Genomic DNA, 17,222 nt, shown 5'->3' with positions numbered 1-17,222 from the left:
CAGCGTAATCTTTCGCTTCACCACCAAACTTACGTGCACATACTGTAGCAATCGCAGCTGTTAAAGTTGTTTTACCATGGTCAACGTGACCGATTGTGCCCACGTTAACGTGTGGCTTATTACGTTCGAACTTAGCCTTAGCCATGAGATCTTCCTTTTTAAAACAACTCATGGAGGATCACTCCATGAGCATTAGGTTTTTTAACTATGAATTAGTTTGCGCTTATAGTAATCGAAAGATTACTCGTCGTCACCTTTTTTACCACCAGACTGGAATTTAGCAATGATGCCATCTGCCACGTTACGTGGAGTTTCAGCATATTTAGCAAATTCCATAGAGTAAGTCGCACGACCTTGAGACATAGAACGCATGTGTGTTGCGTAACCAAACATCTCTGCAAGTGGAACTTCTGCACGAATTGCTTTAGTACCACCAGGTAAGTCGTCCATACCTTGAACCATACCACGACGACGGTTTAAGTCACCCATGATATCGCCCATGTAGTCTTCTGGAGTTTCTACTTCAACTTTCATGATTGGCTCAAGAAGAACAGGATCTGCTTTCATGAAACCGTCACGGAATGCGTAAGAACCCGCCATTTTGAACGATAATTCGTCAGAGTCGACATCGTGGTAAGAACCGTCGAATAATGTCGCTTTAATGCCTACAACTGGGTAACCAGCCAAGACACCATTCTTCATACGTTCTTGGATACCTTTGTCTACTGCACCGAAGAATTCTTTAGGTACTACACCACCTACAACTTCTTCAGCGAATTCGTAGTCTTTACCAGCTTCAGGATCAAGCGGCTCTAAACGTACGAATACGTGACCGAATTTACCTTTACCACCAGTTTGACGTACGAATTTACCTTCTTGCTCAATCGTCTTTTTGATCGTTTCGCGGTATGCAACCATTGGTTTACCAATGTTCGCTTCTACGTTGAATTCACGCTTCATACGGTCAACGATGATGTCAAGGTGAAGCTCGCCCATACCCGCAATGATCGTTTGACCAGATTCTTCGTCTGTACGAACGCGGAATGATGGATCTTCTTTCGCCAAGCGACCTAAAGCAACTGACATTTTTTCTTGGTCAGCTTTAGTTTTAGGTTCAACAGCCAATGCAATTACTGGCTCTGGGAATTCCATACGCTCTAGTGTAATTACGTGGTTTTCGTCACATAATGTATCACCAGTGGTTGTATCTTTAAGACCTACACACGCTGCGATGTCACCTGCACGAATTTCTTCGATGTCGTGACGGTCATTTGCGTGCATCTGTACGATACGACCAATACGCTCACGCTTCATTTTCACTGGGTTATAAACCGGGCTACCCGCTTTAAGAACACCAGAGTAAACACGTACGAACGTTAAGTTACCAACGAATTTGTCGTTCATGATTTTGAACGCTAACGCTGCGAAAGGAGCTTCGTCAGACGCTTCACGAGAACCTTCAGTTTCGTCTTTGTCGTCTAAGATACCTTTGATCGCTTCAACGTCAGTTGGTGCAGGTAAGAATTCAATTACTGCGTCCAACATACGTTGAACACCTTTGTTTTTGAATGCAGAACCACACATTGCAGGTTGAATTTCACCCGCTAATGTACGTTGACGTAAACCAGCAACGATTTCTTCTTTAGAAAGTTCGCCATTTTCTAGGTACTTGTCCATGAGTTCTTCTGATGCTTCTGCAGCAGCTTCAACCATGTTCGTACGCCATTCTTCAGCAGTTGCTTGAAGGTCAGCTGGAATCTCACCGTATTCAAACTTCATACCTTGTGAAGCTTCATCCCAGATGATTGACTTCATTTCGATTAAGTCAACAACACCTGTGAATGTGTCTTCTGCACCCACTGGAACAACGATAGGCACTGGGTTTGCACCCAAGCGAGTTTTCATTTGTTCAACAACGCGGAAGAAGTTTGCACCTGTACGGTCCATTTTGTTCACGAACGCTAAACGAGGTACTTTATATTTGTTTGCTTGACGCCATACAGTTTCAGACTGAGGTTGTACACCACCTACAGCACAGTAAACCATACATGCACCGTCAAGAACACGCATAGAACGCTCAACTTCAATTGTGAAGTCAACGTGTCCTGGGGTGTCAATTACGTTAATACGGTGTTGGTCAAACTGGTTACCCATACCTTTCCAGAAGCATGTTACAGCTGCTGAGGTAATAGTAATACCACGTTCTTGCTCTTGTTCCATCCAGTCAGTTGTTGCTGAACCTTCGTGAGTTTCACCAAGTTTGTGACTTTCACCTGTATAGAACAAAATACGTTCTGAAGTTGTTGTTTTACCCGCATCGATGTGCGCAGAGATACCAATGTTACGGTAACGAGAAATTGGGGTTTGACGTGCCATGATTTCTAGCATTCCTAAATTTTGTTGTTTAAAACAGGACGCTTTAAGCTGCCTAGCAACTTAAAGCGATTTGATGACAATTCAGTGACAACCGATTCATCACCCTCCTGATTAGGGCCTGTTTTATCCGCTTAGAAACGGTAGTGAGAGAAGGCTTTGTTGGCTTCAGCCATACGGTGCACATCTTCACGTTTTTTGATCGCTGCGCCTTTACCTTCAGATGCATCAAGCAACTCGCCAGCAAGACGTAACGCCATAGTTTTTTCAGAACGCTTAGCAGCAGCATCTACCAACCAACGCATCGCTAAAGCAGTACGACGGGATGGGCGTACTTCCATAGGAACTTGATAAGTAGCACCACCAACACGGCGTGCTTTTACTTCGACCATTGGACGAACTTTTTCAAGCGTAGCTTCAAAAAATTCAACTGGGTCTACTTTAGATTTTTCTTGAACGCGGTCTAAAGCACCGTAAACGATACTTTCAGCAATAGATTTTTTACCATCTTGCATTACGTGGTTCATGAATTTAGCGATTGTTTGGCTGCTGAATTTAGGATCCGGAAGGATTTCACGAGCAGCGACTACGCGACGTCTTGGCATTTTAAACTACCTATAAATATGACACTTCAGGGTGATCCAGCCGTAGCACAAAGTGTCGTGTGCATTTCGCTGGCCTTACTACACGTCGCTTGAATTTCACAAAATTAAATGCAGAAATCAGACAAGCGAGACGATAAAGGATTGCAGTTCTACGAACTAAGGGCTTAATCTTTAAAAGATTATTTCTTAGGACGTTTAGCACCGTATTTAGAACGTGACTGGTTACGATCTTTCACACCAGCACAGTCTAAAGAACCACGAACGGTATGGTAACGTACACCTGGTAAGTCTTTAACACGACCACCACGGATAAGAACAACACTGTGCTCTTGTAGGTTGTGACCTTCACCACCGATGTAGCTAGAAACTTCAAAACCTGAAGTTAAGCGAACACGGCAAACTTTACGCATTGCTGAGTTAGGTTTTTTAGGTGTAGTTGTGTAAACACGTGTACAAACACCACGACGTTGTGGACAAGCCTTCAACGCAGGAACTTTTGATTTTTCAACCAAAGTCGTACGACCCTTACGGATCAACTGATTTGTTGTTGCCATGTGGCAATTCTCCCGTTAATAAAAAGCCCCAAAAACATACTACTTTTTGAGGGCATGCAATTGTAAGCGAAGATAGAAAAATGGTCAATATTTCATAGGCAGTTAAAATACCAACCAAATTTCTACTTATCACTTGTTTTTATTCAGCTTTTGGCTTGCGAGTACTTGTACGAGTTCTCGGCTTTTTTGTAACCTGCTTTGCAGTTTCTGTACTTGATGTTACTGGATTTTCCGAAACAGTTTCAGCCACTTGAGTTGAATCTTCCACTGGCTCCAAAGCATCTTCCAGCCTATATTCATCAATTTTTTCTGCAGGTACAGCAGGTTTTTGCGGTGCAACTTCAGCATGTGGCTCTAGCATTTGATCTGCCAATTCTTCTAGACCTTGCTGAATATTTTCATCGAGTTGTGCTGCAGTTGTTTCCACTTTGTCCGATTTTTTCTGCACTTTTACCGCTCGGATACTTTCATGGTCTGATACGGTTTGCACTAAAGCATCTGACGGCGCAGATTCCGCGCGCTCTTGCCCCGCTACTAATTCATCTTGCTCCGCATGTTTAGCTTCATTGCCCTTCAATTGCTCCAAGAGTTTAGGCGCAGCCTGTGCCAGTAATTCCAACGATTTTTCATACGCATGAATGGCTGATAAATTGCTGTCTTTATGCTGAATTAAATAGCTACGGGCATTGGAAAACACTTGCTGTGCCTTGTGATGCACATCTTCCACCAATTTCCAGCTATATACTGCACTCACCGATGCGGTTGCTACAGGCGTGAGTTTATTCAACATGGAAAACTTAGGTACATGATTCAACCACGGCCATTTGACTTGACCTTGCTCATTCAAGAAGTATTTCTTTAATGCCTCATAATCATTGCTTGAACCGAGCATATTTTGTAATTGATGCACATCATGAGTTTGCAGCATATTGGATAAGGTTTTTAGCCCCATCAGTACCGCTTGCTTTTCTGCAATGACGCCTAAATCAATTTGTTTAAAAATAAACTGAACAATTTCTTGCTCGGTGTCTTTGTTCAGTTCAAAACCGTATGCACGTCCCACCTGATAAATGGTACGCAAAGACATCACAATAGATGCAGGCACATCAATAGTTGAACCGATTACTCCTGTTGCACCTGTCAATGCGCCTTGCAGTGATGCAATCCATTTATTTTGTTCTGCGAGTGCCTGACTAATTCGTTTAGAACGATCTACATCTTGAGTCAATTCTTCTAAATCGCGTACGCCAGCCTGATCAAGCACATCATCAACAGAGCTGATATTGGAAGTAAAACTATTCAACTGATCAAATAGGTAATCTGAAATTTTGTCGGAAAAATCGGGCGACACAAAACTCGCCACCTGATTGACGCGGTTATAGTGACGACCTAAAAGCTGACGTGAAACTTGAGGCACATGCTGTCTGAGCATGTGTTGAGGATTGTCATATTGACGCGCTTGAAAAGCACTAAAGCTACGTGCCTGACCTTCAATAATTTGCCCTGATTTTGCACTGTGCTCATCCTTCGCTACAGTACCCGGTGCAACTTGCTGCAATACATGGATGCCTGTACTGCTGAGCTTTTTAGCCACCCCAATCGCATTCGAGAAGAATCCGCTTGATTGTTTATTCTTGGAATCTGACATTCTTACTCCTCAATTTTAATTTCTATGATTTATGGGTAGATACTAGGTGTAGTCTAAGTTTATCTCAATATGATTGTGTATCTTTTGGTTGGCTTCCTGCATCTCATTTACCGCTTCGCTGCGGTTTGATCTTCCCTGCAAAGTGGCATCATATTTGCCATAAGAATTCAAAATTCTTTCTGCTATTATGAACGCAATTGTAAGACATGAGTCATACCGTATCAGCGATTGCTTGGCAGTCACGGTGTTCGGCTCAACATTATCACCATAAAAGGGATCTGTAGATGAAACGTGTTGTAATCACCGGCATGGGCATTAACTCGTGCATTGGTAATACTTTAGAAGCTGTGACTCATTCTTTACAAAACGGTATTTCTGGGACACGTTCCAACCCAACTTATGCTGAACTTAATTTCAAAAGCCACGTAAGTGCAGCAGCAGAACAAAACTTTAACCACATTGACCGTAAATTAAAACGCTTTATGGGCGTGTGTGCGATGTACGCTTACAACGCTGCAGTAGATGCCATTGAACATGCGGGCTTAAAGCAAGAAGATTTAGCAGGCAACCCACGTTACGGTATCGCGGGTGGTTCAGGCGGTAACTCAACTGCATCTGTTGCAGAAATGATTGAGCTACTTGAAGAAAAAGGCGCACGTAAAATTGGCCCGTTCTTCGTACCACGTAACATGTCGAACACCATTACGGCAAACTTGGGTGTTGCGTTCAAATTACAAGGTATCGCGCACTCAATTACCAGTGCATGCGCAACTTCTGCCGATGCAATTGGTTATGCCTACAACCTAATTCAATTGGGTAAACAAGATTTAATGCTTGCAGGTGGCGGTGAAGAAGATCACTGGTCACAAAGCTTATTGTTTGATGCGATGGGTGCTTTGTGTTCTAAATACAACGACACACCAGAAACAGCATCTCGTCCGTACTCTGCAGACCGTGATGGTTTCGTCATTGCAGGTGGTGGTGGTTTCGTGGTTCTTGAATCACTTGAACACGCACAAGCACGTGGTGCAAATATTTTAGCTGAAGTGGTTGCGTATGCTGCAAACTCTGACGGTGCAGACATGGTTGCACCAAGCGGTGAAGGTGCAACACGTTGTATCTTGATGGCTTTAGACGAAGCGAAACAACACGGTGTAGACGCAATTGACTATGTGAACACACATGGTACTTCTACTCCAGCAGGTGACGTGACTGAATTGAAAGCCATGGAACGTGCGTTTGGTGAAGGTAAAGTGCCTGCTCTTAGCTCAACGAAGTCAATGACTGGTCACAGCTTGGGTGCTGCAGGCGTTCAAGAAGCAATTTATTCTGTCTTGATGATGCAAAACGACTTCATTGCACCAAACATCAACGTCACTGAACTTGATGAAGGCGCGAAAGCATTTGATATCGTACTTGAAAAACGCGACACAAAATTGAATACTGTGATGAGTAACAGTTTTGGTTTTGGCGGTGTAAATGCCTGCCTTATTTTCAAGAAGTGGGATGAATAATCTCCTATAGGATAGTCGATGGATGCACCTTCTGATGCTTTTTTATGGGTAAAAGCATTACATATTATTGCCGTGGTTTGCTGGTTCGCTGCATTGTTCTACTTACCACGTTTATATGTTTACCATGCCATGAGTGAAGATACACTGAGCCATCAGCGTTTTGAAATCATGGAGCGCAAGTTGTACCGAGGGATTATGTGGCCGTCTATGATTGCCACCCTCATCACGGCACACTTTTTGGTAGATTGGGGCGATGCGACCCGCAATTACCACGATGCGTTATGGTTTTACCTGAAAGTAGCATTGGTCGGTTTATTGGTGATTTACCATTTGGTTTGTGGCTATTACCGCCAAAAACTGATTGGCAATGCGCATTATAAATCACACAAGTTCTGGCGATTCTTCAATGAAATGCCGACTGTGCTGCTATTAGCGATTGTAATTTTAGTCGTGGTAAAACCACAGTTCTAAAATTTGAAACGCCAAGTATCCTGACATCTCAACCTGATTCGGTTGTAAAAAAACCTCAGTGCAAAGAACTGAGGTTTTTTTATGGGTGACAACTAAAAACAGCACTTATGCTTTAATTCAACGTATTTGTGAGTAAGGCTGAAAGCCCAATGCCGCTGCTTGTTTCTGCTGAGATTGAGGAATCGTGACAATAGCAATTTTTCCATCTGCACCACCACAGACCTGTGCATACATCCGCCCATCTGAACCTACACTGGCCCGCTTCACCTGAATCTGTGCTTGCTGTAAACGCTGAACAATTTCCGTAAGGGTTAAACCTGAATCTGGCTCACACTGTCGATGTTGCAATGATGTGTACATTTCGACCTGCGCAGTAGGTGTTGTGGATGTAGCAGCATGATTGGCACATGCAGTCATCAGTATTGAAACCGCTACTACTGCAATAGATTGACTAAATATCTTCATCACATACCCTCTTTCAATATTAAAATTAAATATTCAAATTAAATATTGAAGCACGATCTTTGCAATAACACTGCGCTAGAAATGCAAACAGATGTAAGCATCTCGCTCATCCAGATAACTGTTCAAGCACCGACAAAATTTGCGCAAAACACTGAATTCTATGTTTTGGTGCAGCCAAGTCTAACTCCTGAGCCGAACCATAGCCGTATTCGACTGCAACACAATCGACTCCATTGGCTCGTGCACCTAAAATATCGTGTTCACGATCTCCAATCATTAAACATTGTTCAGGTTGCAATTGTTCTTGCTGCAAAATATAGGCAATTAAATCCGCTTTATTGGTACGCTCACCATTTAGTTCGCTACCGTAGGGATATTCAAAATATTGCAATAAATCGAAGTGATCTAAAATTTGGCGTGCATAAATTTCAGGTTTGGCTGTTGCTAAAAACAGTCGATAGCCTTGCTGTTTTAAATCTGCCAATGTTGCAGCAACATCTTCAAAGACATGATTTTCAAATAAGCCTGTTGCAGCAAAACGCTCTCGATAGCCTGCTAAGGCTTGCTCTGCCAATACGTCATGCACATCTACATGAAGTAATTTTGCCAAAGAGGCTTTTAAGGGCGGCCCGATAATCCAATCAATATTTTCCGTATCTGCAATAGGATGTCCAACCTTAGCCAAACCATAACGCGCAGAAGCGGTAATGCCCTCTTTCGGGTCGGTCAGCGTGCCATCTAAATCAATTAAAAGGTTCTTTATCACAATGTCAGCCTATGTGCCTAAATGACTATCGAGTGTTACTCCAAAGTTGCCTATACTAACGTAAATAGAAGCAATTAAGGATATGTGTGTGCGACCAACAGTACTATGTTTTTCTGGTTTAGACCCTTCGGGTGGCGCTGGTTTACAGGCTGATATTGAAGCCGTTGGCAATAGCGGTGCACATGCAGCGATTGCCTGCACAGCACTGACCATTCAAAACTCTCAGCAAGTATTTGGCTTTGAAGCAACGTCTAAAGAATTGTTATTGGCGCAAGCCAATGCGGTGGTGAATGATTTGCCCATTAAAGTTGTAAAGTCGGGCATGTTGGGCACCACTGACAATATTGCAGCGCTGGCAGATTTTTTACGTGCACATCCTGATTATTTATATGTGCTTGACCCTGTTTTGGTTGCCAATAGTGGTGGTTCTTTAGGTGATCAAGCGACTTTGGTTCAGGCATTTGTCGAGTTGATTCCACTGGCGACTTTAATCACGCCAAATACTGTGGAATTACGTGCCTTAACGGGTGAAGATGATTTAGAACGCGCAACAGCTAAATTATTTGCAATGGGCGCGCAGGCCGTTTTGGTCAAAGGTGGGCATGAAGATACCCCTGATCATATTCGTAATGCACTGTATATTAACAATGAAATGGTTTCAGAAACCCGCTGTCCACGGCTTAAAGGTGAATATCACGGTTCAGGCTGTTCATTGGCGAGCTTTATTGCAGGGCGCTTGGCAATGGGAGATCAACTGAAACAAGCGGTACAACATGCTGAAACTTGGTTGTTTGGTGTGCTTAAATATGCGGAAACGCCTGTACCGAACGGACAGAAAATTCCGAAAAGGTTTTAGTGCTTATCGTTCAACTCCTTCAAACCCTGATCACCTTGTATCAGGGTTTTTCATTGCAACTTTTTAACGTTCGTGCCGTTGTTTCAAATTTTCGACATGTTGACGATTGGTTTTCCAAGACTTATCAAGTAGTTCTTTTTCAATTCTCAGCTGAATACGTTTCAGTTTCATCGGTGAAATGACTTCATGCCGAAAACCTTTGACATACTCAACCCATGCACTGCCTTTAAAAACATTGTTGGGCAAAGAGGTCTTAAACTCACAGTCTGGCATAAATACAATCACAGAATGCAGATATTCAGGCTCGACAATATCGCTCAATACTGATTCCAAAACTTTTATATGCTTATAGTTCTGATAGACAGGATTTTGAAACTTGTAGGTCTTTTTATAAATTTTTTGTGTCCATACTTTTTGGCGTTCTCCACCAAAAATCCAGCCTTTATAGTTTTTTGTTTCAATCACAAAAACCCCAAAAGGACTCAATAAAATATGATCTATTTGAGTTGTTCCTGCGAACTCATCAGGCAAAGTTACATCATTCAACAAGATATAACGTTCATCTAAATACAACTTCACATGCGTACTTACTGCGAGTTCCCCCACCTTTCCCTTTAGAAAAGGTTTGAAAATTTTGATCAGCCCTACACCTGCAACAAGCAGAATAAGCCACCAAAACTGCAACAATAATGTTTTTAACATTTCCCCTGCTCTATTTTATTTTGATCAAAATTGTTGTTGAATCTCAGTCATTTAAACTTTTGAAGTTGAAGATTCTAACTTTAACAAAATCGCTTTATTATCGAACCCGCCTGCAAAGCCCACCAATTTTCCACTTGCACCCACCACCCGATGACACGGTGCAATAATCGAAATTGGATTTTTGCCATTTGCCGCCCCTACGGCACGCATCGCATTCTCACTACCAACTTGTTCGGCAATTTGCTTATAACTACGAGTTTCCCCAAAAGGAATGCTTAATAACGCCTGCCAGACTTTCTTCTGAAATTCAGTGCCTTCAAAATCAAGAGGCACATCAAATTGCTGACGCTGACCTGCAAAATACTCTTGGAGTTGCTGCTGAGTTTTGAGCAAAATTGGATGATCATCTTGTCGAACTAAACTGGCTAAACGTACCCGTTTATGATCTTCGTTATCCCACATTACCGCAACCAATGCGTGATCGTGAGCCACCAATTTAAGCACGCCTACAGGAGTGTCCATTTCAGTAAATGCCAATTGCATTATTTTTCTCCTCAAGCAGGTTGGGTATCAGGTCATCCTGTTTTTAACTCAAACCGATCTGTTATTGAGCACACACTAAAAGACTGCATTCCAAGTTAGCTGGATGAAATTTTCATAAGCACCAAACCTGAAATAATCAGAACTGCAGCCAACATACGCATAGCACTGGCAGGTTCGCCTAAAACAAAAATACCGACTAAAAATGAACCGACTGCGCCTATACCTGTCCAAATCGTATAAGCCGTGCCTAATGGCAAAGTACGCATGGCATAGGCCAAAAGCGCAAAACTTAAAATCATAAAAAAGATAGTCACGATACTGGGCGTTAATTTACTAAAGCCGTCAGACAACTTCATGGAGTATGCCCAAACCACTTCAAAAATACCCGCCAATATCAACATCATCCAGGCCATAACGCCCTCCTTCAATAGCATGAAATCAGGCCGTCCTGAAGATTTTTCTTGTCGAGTGTTCAGTCACTTTGACTATTTCTAAAAACCCAAACAAGGGAGGTCGTTCCTCCTGTTGCAATTTAAGCCACCGCGCAGCGATGATCCGTCTATTTTAAACTTAAAATTTTGCGCGCACCATTCAATACAAACATGGCCACAACTAAGCCAATAATCAGGTCTGGATAATTCGACCCTGTCAGCATCACCAAACCGCCCGCGATAATCACACCTAAATTCACAATCACATCATTGGCGGAAAAAATATAACTGGCTTGCATGTGGGTTCCACCATCTTTATGCCCTGAAATTAGCCATAAACAGGTGACGTTTGCCAGCAATGCCACAGCACCAATGACCATCATCAACATGGATTCAGGCTCACTGCCTAAGAAGAAACGGCGCAGGACATCAAAGATAACCAGTGCAGCCAAACCCAGTTGTACCCAACCAGACAAATGTGCAGCTTTGAGCTGTTTCTTGGCGGATTGACCCACGACAAATAAAGCCAAACCATACACGGCGGCATCGGCAAACATATCTAAGGAGTCAGCAATTAACCCAGTCGAAGATGCAATTAAACCTGCAATTAATTCCACCAAAAACATAGCGGCATTAATACCAAGCAAGGCATATAGCACTTTTTGTTGTGCAGCGCTGTTAGATACAGGCAGTTCAGTTTGTGTATTGGCTTCAGTCTGTTGCAACACAGCACCCAAACCCAATGCTTCTAATTTATGGGTAATTTCTGTGGCAGATTGGTTGCTGTGATAAACCTTTAAAAGTCGTGCAGGTGAATCAAAAGACAAGGCTGCAATATCATTATGATCTGCCAAAGCAATCCGCACCATTTGTTCTTCTGCGCCACAATCCATTTTAGGAATATGGTATGCACTCACCCACGGACTCAAAAGTTCCGAATCCAAAATTGTTGCTTTATCTGCCTTGGCAGTCGTTGCAGATGTACAGCTATTTTGATCAGCACAGCTTTTTTCTGTATCGCAAGACGAACCACAGCCTGTATCGCCACATGACTTGGAGTGTGTAGGCGCAGTTGCACAAGGCTGGTTTACATTTTTTTGCGTATCACAACCACAGCCAGTATTGTTTAGATTTTGGTTTTCTAAGTTTTTATCTTGATTCGATTGAGGATCTTGAGTTGATGAAGACATACGCCACACCCAAAAATACAATAGGCTCAGTATAAACCAAGCCTATGTATTTAGGGACAATCTATTCTATTTAGAAGCAGCAACGATCCATTGACTTAATCATTGATAAATACCCCTAATCATTAAAACCTGAAACGCAAGCCTATCGCATATAAGCCGCTCTGCTCGGAATCGGTTGCAGACTGCCAATCAGTGTGTTGATCACCTTTCGTATACTCATAACCTGCACTGATATACGGCATGATGTTCTTGCTGATTTCATAACGCATTTCCACACCCACAGCTGCGCGGTTGAGTCCTGTTTTTTTCGCATATTTGGCATCATCCTGCAGAATAACATCTACATCTAAATAAGGCTGTGCGATCAATTTCTGAGTCAATAACAGATCCCGTGTGGTTTCCAAACTCAAAGCCGCATATTGATCCTCACCCAAATAAAAATAAGCATCGGTTTCAAAAAAATATGGAGCTAAACCATGTAAGCCAAACACAGCGTCAAACTTATCTTCTCGGTCTGTTTGATGCTCTTGCTGATTCACTTCGTGTCGATAACGCACACCTGCTTGCACATCCCAAAAATCTGAAATCATACGACTGTATAACAACTTGGCATCATATTCAGTCGCTTGTGACTCTTGCTTATCGCTATGAATTTTCACAAACAACTTGTTTTCATCAGTTCCGATACGAGTTTGTAATTTAGATTTGAGCACTCCCTCGGCATGATCATTCACTTGCCATTGCGTATCTAAAGTGCTCACCGCGTACACCTGCGCACCATGTTCTTTACGATGATCGTGTGACTGCGACTCTTGCACGGACGAATCGGATTGATGCGATTGATGCGATTGATGCGATTGATGCGATTGATGCGATTGAGTATCAGCCTGAGCTGCAATTGTTGCAATCTCTGCTGAACTGGCATGTGCACTATGCACCTCTGTCGCTGCTAGCCCAACTGTACTGATGCAGCAGACAGAAATACTTAAAACTGTTTTCGCAAAAAGATTAATGTTGTGCATGTGCTGCTCCTTTTTGCGCTGTCGCTGAAGGGGTTTGAGTGGCTTGAATTGCTGTGGTTGAAAGCGGTTCATTTTCACTCACCTGCGCTACAATCAATTTATTCATCATTCCCGCGCTCATGTGATAGAGCAAATGACAATGTATTGCCCATTCACCTAATTCATCTGCAGTAAGCAGTGCAGTTACAGTTTGACCTGGCGGCACAATTAAGGTGTGTTTATTCGGCATTTCTGCTGCCGTTTGACCATTTTCCAACTGCATAAACATGCCATGTAAATGCATTGGATGTGCCATCATGCTGTCATTGATAAATTTAATCCGAATACGCTCACCATATTTCACCTTGAGTGGTGTGGCATCACTAAATTTCTTACCGTTGATTGTCCAGATATAACGCTCCATCGTACCGCCTAAACGCACGACCAATTCACTGCTTGGTTCACGTGTATCTGCTTGTGGCTGCAGCGATTTCAAATCTTCATAGTGCAAGGCTTTATGCCCCGCGGGTGTAGAAGCATTTGCCCATCCATATACCACCGCATTTTTGTGTTCTGTTGAAGGCATGCCATGTTGTGTATGCGTATTTTCAGACATTGTTGCATGGTTCATCTTGGAATGATCCATTTCCGACATTACCGCATGATTCATCTTGGAATGATCCATTTCTGACATCGCTACATGGTTCATCTTGGAATGATCCATTTCCGACATCGCTGCATGATTCATCTTGGAATGATCCATCTCCGACATTGCTGCATGGTTCATCTTGGAATGATCCATTTCCGACATCGCTGCATGGTTCATCTTGGAATGATCCATATCCGACATCGCTGCATGGTTCATTTTGGAATGATCCATTTCAGACATCGCTGCATGATTCATTTTTGAGTGATCCATTTCAGACATCGTTGCATGGTTCATCTTGGAATGATCATCGCCTGAATGCTCTGTAGCATGCCCCATATCTTGCATGGTGAGTAAAGCACGCGGGCGCGCTGCAGGGAGCTGTAGATTTGATGTTGCAGAATGAAGTTCACTCTGCAAGCTACCCACAGCAAAACCTGAGCGGTCTATTGATTCCGCTTCAATTTGATAATGCGCTGCTTGAGGTTCAACAATCACATCGTAGGTTTCTGCAGTGCCGATACGAAATTCATCCACAGTAACAGGTTTGACTGGCTGACCATCGGCACTGACCACTGTCATTTTTAAGTTTGGAATCCGCACATCATAAAACGACATGGCAGAGGCATTGATAAAACGTAAACGCACTTTTTCATTTGGCTTAAATACACCTGTCCAGTTCTGTTCAGGTGTCTTGCCATTCATTAAAAAAGTATAGCCTGTGACATCGGAAAGGTCGGTTTTCAGCATGCGCATCTGATTCCACATTTTGCGGTCTGACCATGTGGCTTTTAGCCCATCACGCTGTACTTGACGCCAAACATCACCTAAGGTTTCACGCTGATTTTGATAAAACTCGGCTGAAATTTTTAAATCTTTCTGAATTTGATTGCTAGATTTTTCATGAAAATCTGACAGCATCACCACATAATCACGATCTGTGTATTCATGTGCGTTTACGGCTGGCTTGGCTTTAGGATGAATCACCAAAGAGCCGTATAGACCATCTTGTTCCTGACCTTTGGAATGTGCGTGATACCAATAGGTACCACTTTGACGTACTTTAAATTGATAAACAAAATGTCCTTGTGGCTTAATCCCTTGAAAACCATTAAATCCAGGCACACCATCCATCAAACCGGGCAACAATAAACCATGCCAGTGAATAGATGAGTCCTGATTTTTTAATTGATTATTAACGTGAATTACCGCCTCATCGCCTTCTTCAAATTCGAGTGCAGGCGCGGGAAATTGTCCATTGACTGTAATACGTTGAACAGGTTTTCCCGTGATATTGACCGTTTGTTCTGCAATGGTCAGGTGATATTCCTTGACCGCAGCAAATGCAGAACTCGAACACAATGCACAGACTGTTAAAAACAGCGCAGGCTGATAAAATTTAGACATGACTTAATCCTTAAAATAAAACGTAAAAGTGTTTTGAATTCAGGATTAAGCTTTGGGTGGACGTAAAATTTGCTGCCAATGCCCAAGTAAATGTTGAGCTTGATAAGCAGGCAACAGAATATTGACAGATGAAAGTGCTACAGGTTGAATCAGTTCAGGGACTTGCACATTCAACACACTGTTTAAGCTTTGACAATGCAACTGCGCACAGTCCTGACAATTCATCTTTGCAGTAGAAAAATCAGCCGAGCCATAACAATCTGCCGCATTTAAATCGGTATCCGTTGCGGATGTGTGCTGACTGAGATGATGGTTGGCCTTGGCATCATGCCCAGATATATGCTGCTTGGTTTCAGGATGCGTTTGTAAAGCTGTGGTATGACAATCTGGTAAAGATGTCATTTCACTCGCTGCGGTTGCAGAATGTCGAATCTCAGACCCTGCTGCCTGATTTGACATCATCCAATCATGTGCAGGTTTTACCGCAGCACTAACAATACCACTCCACCCTATGACAAATGCCATCAGGACAACAAACCACATTTGTTTGTAGGGTTGAGTCAGCACTAAATAAATTCCTGAGTATGAAAGATGCAGACCTGAACTTGCACAAGAATTGAACATTTTTGCCAAGTACAATCCACAATCTACAATGCACTCAATATAATTCAAGCCCCACTTATACACAATATCTTCTGCATTGAAAAACAGAGTGAATCCGTGCGATTTAAAAGCCAACTAAAACAATCAAGTTATATATTAAGCAACTTATTTTTATAATTAACTGAGTAAATACTCAATAAATTCAGTGTATTTAAAATAAACAAAAAGGATTCGATTGAATCCTTTTTATACTTATTTTGTATAAGTCATAAACAATTGATGTACAAATGTTTATAAATTAATCGGCTTATCCATAGTGTTATCAACATAGATATCCATACGGTTATCTACAAAGTTATCCACAGCATAAGCACTTGTGATTGTAGAAATTTATACTTCGACTGCGCCAACTTTTGCCAATTCAGCACGCATTTCATCAATCACCGTTTTATAGTCTGGCTTGCCAAAAATTGCTGAGCCTGCAACAAACATATCTGCGCCCGCTTCTGCAATTTTACGAATATTGGCAGGTCCCACACCACCATCGACTTCTAAACGGATATCACGACCTGAAGCATCAATGATTTGACGTGCCTGACGTAATTTCTCTAAAGTCATTGGAATGAATTTTTGCCCACCAAAACCTGGGTTCACACTCATGAGTAAAATCTGATCAACTTTATCAAGTACATAATCTAAATAATGCAGCGGTGTAGCAGGGTTAAATACCAAACCCGCTTTTGCCCCGCCCGATTTAATCAGTTGCAATGAACGATCAATATGCTCTGAAGCTTCAGGATGGAACGTGATAATATCTGCGCCCGCTTCCAGAAAATCACCAATCATGCGGTCTACAGGTTTCACCATTAAATGTACATCAATTGGTGCAGTAATGCCATAGTTTTTCAATGCCTTACATACACCTGCACCGAAGGTTAAATTCGGTACATAGTGATTATCCATCACATCAAAATGCACCACATCGGCACCCGCCTGAAGTACATTTTCCACTTCTTCGCCTAGACGAGCAAAATCTGCAGATAAGATAGACGGCGCAATTAAATAAGGCTTGGACATGGGAGAACCTAGCTAAATATTGGGATTGTGGCGCATTATAGCAAAGACTGCTTGGTGTGGTGGATTCTGTTACGATTGGATCATTCAGTTCGATGATTCAGGTCGATCAGCCAATTTGATAATTCTATCTCCGCAACGCTCTGTTGCAGCACTCCACTGTTCTTTCAGTCTGGCTTTGTTATAGTAAAGGTCTTTACTCATTTGAACAAAATGCTGGTTTCAACAGATGATGAACAGTTCTGCCCATGAACCGTACCGGGTTTGTCGGAGACCAACTTTCTTGAGAGAATGTTCCAATGACAAAACCAAAATATACCCCTGAAATCAGAGAAAGAGCGGTTCAATTATTGATTGAATCTGAAAAAGATTA

Annotated in this window: 18 protein-coding genes; 3 read left to right on the top strand and 15 right to left on the bottom strand. The window is 42.4% G+C overall.

Going from position 1 to position 17,222, the window contains the following annotated elements:
• The 5 genes from FTT74_RS13415 to FTT74_RS13395 all read right to left on the bottom strand — a co-directional run.
• Nucleotides 1-145, bottom strand: a 145-nt coding sequence (locus FTT74_RS13415; protein ID WP_257218308.1) for a GTP-binding protein, incomplete at its 3' end; no start/stop codon positions are given.
• Between the two features lie 95 nt (nt 146-240).
• A complete protein-coding gene (gene fusA, locus FTT74_RS13410) occupies nt 241-2,376 on the bottom strand; it encodes an elongation factor G (protein ID WP_004975278.1) in 2,136 nt (711 codons plus the stop codon).
• 131 nt (nt 2,377-2,507) lie between these two features.
• On the bottom strand, nt 2,508-2,978 hold the full coding sequence (rpsG, locus tag FTT74_RS13405) for a 30S ribosomal protein S7 (RefSeq protein ID WP_004975277.1): 471 nt from the start codon (nt 2,976-2,978) through the stop codon (nt 2,508-2,510).
• Between the two features lie 179 nt (nt 2,979-3,157).
• Nucleotides 3,158-3,532, bottom strand: a complete 375-nt coding sequence (gene rpsL / locus FTT74_RS13400) for a 30S ribosomal protein S12 (RefSeq protein WP_000246374.1) — start codon at nt 3,530-3,532, stop codon at nt 3,158-3,160.
• Nucleotides 3,533-3,671: 139 nt separating this feature from the next.
• On the bottom strand, nt 3,672-5,180 hold the full coding sequence (locus FTT74_RS13395; RefSeq protein WP_179989098.1) for an EcsC family protein: 1,509 nt from the start codon (nt 5,178-5,180) through the stop codon (nt 3,672-3,674).
• A gap of 284 nt (nt 5,181-5,464) precedes the next feature.
• Between FTT74_RS13395 and FTT74_RS13390 the strand changes: the two genes are divergently transcribed.
• Nucleotides 5,465-6,694 carry a beta-ketoacyl synthase N-terminal-like domain-containing protein gene (locus tag FTT74_RS13390; RefSeq protein ID WP_004975268.1) on the top strand — a complete coding sequence of 410 codons (1,230 nt, stop codon included), beginning with the start codon at nt 5,465-5,467 and terminating at the stop codon, nt 6,692-6,694.
• A gap of 18 nt (nt 6,695-6,712) precedes the next feature.
• Nucleotides 6,713-7,165 (top strand): protoporphyrinogen oxidase HemJ, encoded by a 453-nt coding sequence (gene hemJ / locus FTT74_RS13385; RefSeq protein WP_004975266.1) that lies wholly within the window; start codon nt 6,713-6,715, stop codon nt 7,163-7,165.
• Between the two features lie 117 nt (nt 7,166-7,282).
• Here the strand turns inward: hemJ and FTT74_RS13380 are convergent, their stop codons facing one another.
• Nucleotides 7,283-7,630, bottom strand: a complete 348-nt coding sequence (locus FTT74_RS13380; RefSeq protein ID WP_004975264.1) for a hypothetical protein — start codon at nt 7,628-7,630, stop codon at nt 7,283-7,285.
• Between the two features lie 106 nt (nt 7,631-7,736).
• Nucleotides 7,737-8,396: an HAD-IA family hydrolase gene (locus FTT74_RS13375; protein ID WP_019837216.1), complete on the bottom strand. Its 660-nt coding sequence runs from the start codon at nt 8,394-8,396 to the stop codon at nt 7,737-7,739.
• Between the two features lie 88 nt (nt 8,397-8,484).
• Between FTT74_RS13375 and FTT74_RS13370 the strand changes: the two genes are divergently transcribed.
• A complete protein-coding gene (locus tag FTT74_RS13370) occupies nt 8,485-9,252 on the top strand; it encodes a hydroxymethylpyrimidine/phosphomethylpyrimidine kinase (protein ID WP_179989099.1) in 768 nt (255 codons plus the stop codon).
• Nucleotides 9,253-9,315: 63 nt separating this feature from the next.
• On the opposite strand, the gene FTT74_RS13365 is transcribed toward FTT74_RS13370, so the two are convergent.
• From FTT74_RS13365 to rpe, 8 genes are all read right to left on the bottom strand, one after another.
• Nucleotides 9,316-9,954: a nuclease-related domain-containing protein gene (locus FTT74_RS13365; protein WP_004975258.1), complete on the bottom strand. Its 639-nt coding sequence runs from the start codon at nt 9,952-9,954 to the stop codon at nt 9,316-9,318.
• Between the two features lie 51 nt (nt 9,955-10,005).
• A complete protein-coding gene (locus FTT74_RS13360; protein WP_179989100.1) occupies nt 10,006-10,497 on the bottom strand; it encodes a methylated-DNA--[protein]-cysteine S-methyltransferase in 492 nt (163 codons plus the stop codon).
• Nucleotides 10,498-10,592: 95 nt separating this feature from the next.
• On the bottom strand, nt 10,593-10,910 hold the full coding sequence (gene sugE, locus FTT74_RS13355; RefSeq protein ID WP_004975255.1) for a quaternary ammonium compound efflux SMR transporter SugE: 318 nt from the start codon (nt 10,908-10,910) through the stop codon (nt 10,593-10,595).
• A gap of 146 nt (nt 10,911-11,056) precedes the next feature.
• Complete coding sequence (locus FTT74_RS13350) at nt 11,057-12,118, bottom strand: cation transporter (protein ID WP_004975253.1); 1,062 nt, start codon at nt 12,116-12,118, stop codon at nt 11,057-11,059.
• A 122-nt stretch (nt 12,119-12,240) separates the two neighbouring features.
• A complete protein-coding gene (locus FTT74_RS13345) occupies nt 12,241-13,140 on the bottom strand; it encodes a copper resistance protein B (RefSeq protein WP_179989101.1) in 900 nt (299 codons plus the stop codon).
• Entirely contained in the window at nt 13,127-15,172 is a 2,046-nt protein-coding gene (locus tag FTT74_RS13340; RefSeq protein ID WP_004975248.1) for a multicopper oxidase domain-containing protein, read from the bottom strand. Before FTT74_RS13340 ends, FTT74_RS13345 begins: the two co-directional genes overlap by 14 nt.
• Before the next feature lie 45 nt (nt 15,173-15,217).
• A complete protein-coding gene (locus FTT74_RS13335; protein ID WP_004975247.1) occupies nt 15,218-15,739 on the bottom strand; it encodes a hypothetical protein in 522 nt (173 codons plus the stop codon).
• A 426-nt stretch (nt 15,740-16,165) separates the two neighbouring features.
• Nucleotides 16,166-16,852, bottom strand: coding sequence for a ribulose-phosphate 3-epimerase (rpe, locus tag FTT74_RS13330; protein ID WP_178867928.1), 687 nt, complete (start codon nt 16,850-16,852; stop codon nt 16,166-16,168).
• Nucleotides 16,853-17,222 lie beyond the last annotated feature (370 nt).

The organism is Acinetobacter sp. YH01007, assembly GCF_013420425.1.
Classification (GTDB): Bacteria; Pseudomonadota; Gammaproteobacteria; order Pseudomonadales; family Moraxellaceae; genus Acinetobacter; species Acinetobacter towneri.
Note: the sequence above shows the minus strand (reverse complement) of the source record. Positions and strands in the feature narration are given on the sequence as shown.

What these genes read in the sequence shown, in the direction of transcription:
- fusA (WP_004975278.1), bottom strand. Translation starts at nt 2,376, where the DNA reads ATGGCACGTCAAACCCCAATTTCTCGTTACCGTAACATTGGTATCTCT.
- rpsG (WP_004975277.1), bottom strand. Translation starts at nt 2,978, where the DNA reads ATGCCAAGACGTCGCGTAGTCGCTGCTCGTGAAATCCTTCCGGATCCT.
- rpsL (WP_000246374.1), bottom strand. Translation starts at nt 3,532, where the DNA reads ATGGCAACAACAAATCAGTTGATCCGTAAGGGTCGTACGACTTTGGTT.
- FTT74_RS13395 (WP_179989098.1), bottom strand. Translation starts at nt 5,180, where the DNA reads ATGTCAGATTCCAAGAATAAACAATCAAGCGGATTCTTCTCGAATGCG.
- FTT74_RS13390 (WP_004975268.1), top strand. Translation starts at nt 5,465, where the DNA reads ATGAAACGTGTTGTAATCACCGGCATGGGCATTAACTCGTGCATTGGT.
- hemJ (WP_004975266.1), top strand. Translation starts at nt 6,713, where the DNA reads ATGGATGCACCTTCTGATGCTTTTTTATGGGTAAAAGCATTACATATT.
- FTT74_RS13380 (WP_004975264.1), bottom strand. Translation starts at nt 7,630, where the DNA reads ATGAAGATATTTAGTCAATCTATTGCAGTAGTAGCGGTTTCAATACTG.
- FTT74_RS13365 (WP_004975258.1), bottom strand. Translation starts at nt 9,954, where the DNA reads ATGTTAAAAACATTATTGTTGCAGTTTTGGTGGCTTATTCTGCTTGTT.
- FTT74_RS13360 (WP_179989100.1), bottom strand. Translation starts at nt 10,497, where the DNA reads ATGCAATTGGCATTTACTGAAATGGACACTCCTGTAGGCGTGCTTAAA.
- sugE (WP_004975255.1), bottom strand. Translation starts at nt 10,910, where the DNA reads ATGGCCTGGATGATGTTGATATTGGCGGGTATTTTTGAAGTGGTTTGG.
- FTT74_RS13350 (WP_004975253.1), bottom strand. Translation starts at nt 12,118, where the DNA reads ATGTCTTCATCAACTCAAGATCCTCAATCGAATCAAGATAAAAACTTA.
- FTT74_RS13345 (WP_179989101.1), bottom strand. Translation starts at nt 13,140, where the DNA reads ATGCACAACATTAATCTTTTTGCGAAAACAGTTTTAAGTATTTCTGTC.
- FTT74_RS13340 (WP_004975248.1), bottom strand. Translation starts at nt 15,172, where the DNA reads ATGTCTAAATTTTATCAGCCTGCGCTGTTTTTAACAGTCTGTGCATTG.
- rpe (WP_178867928.1), bottom strand. Translation starts at nt 16,852, where the DNA reads ATGTCCAAGCCTTATTTAATTGCGCCGTCTATCTTATCTGCAGATTTT.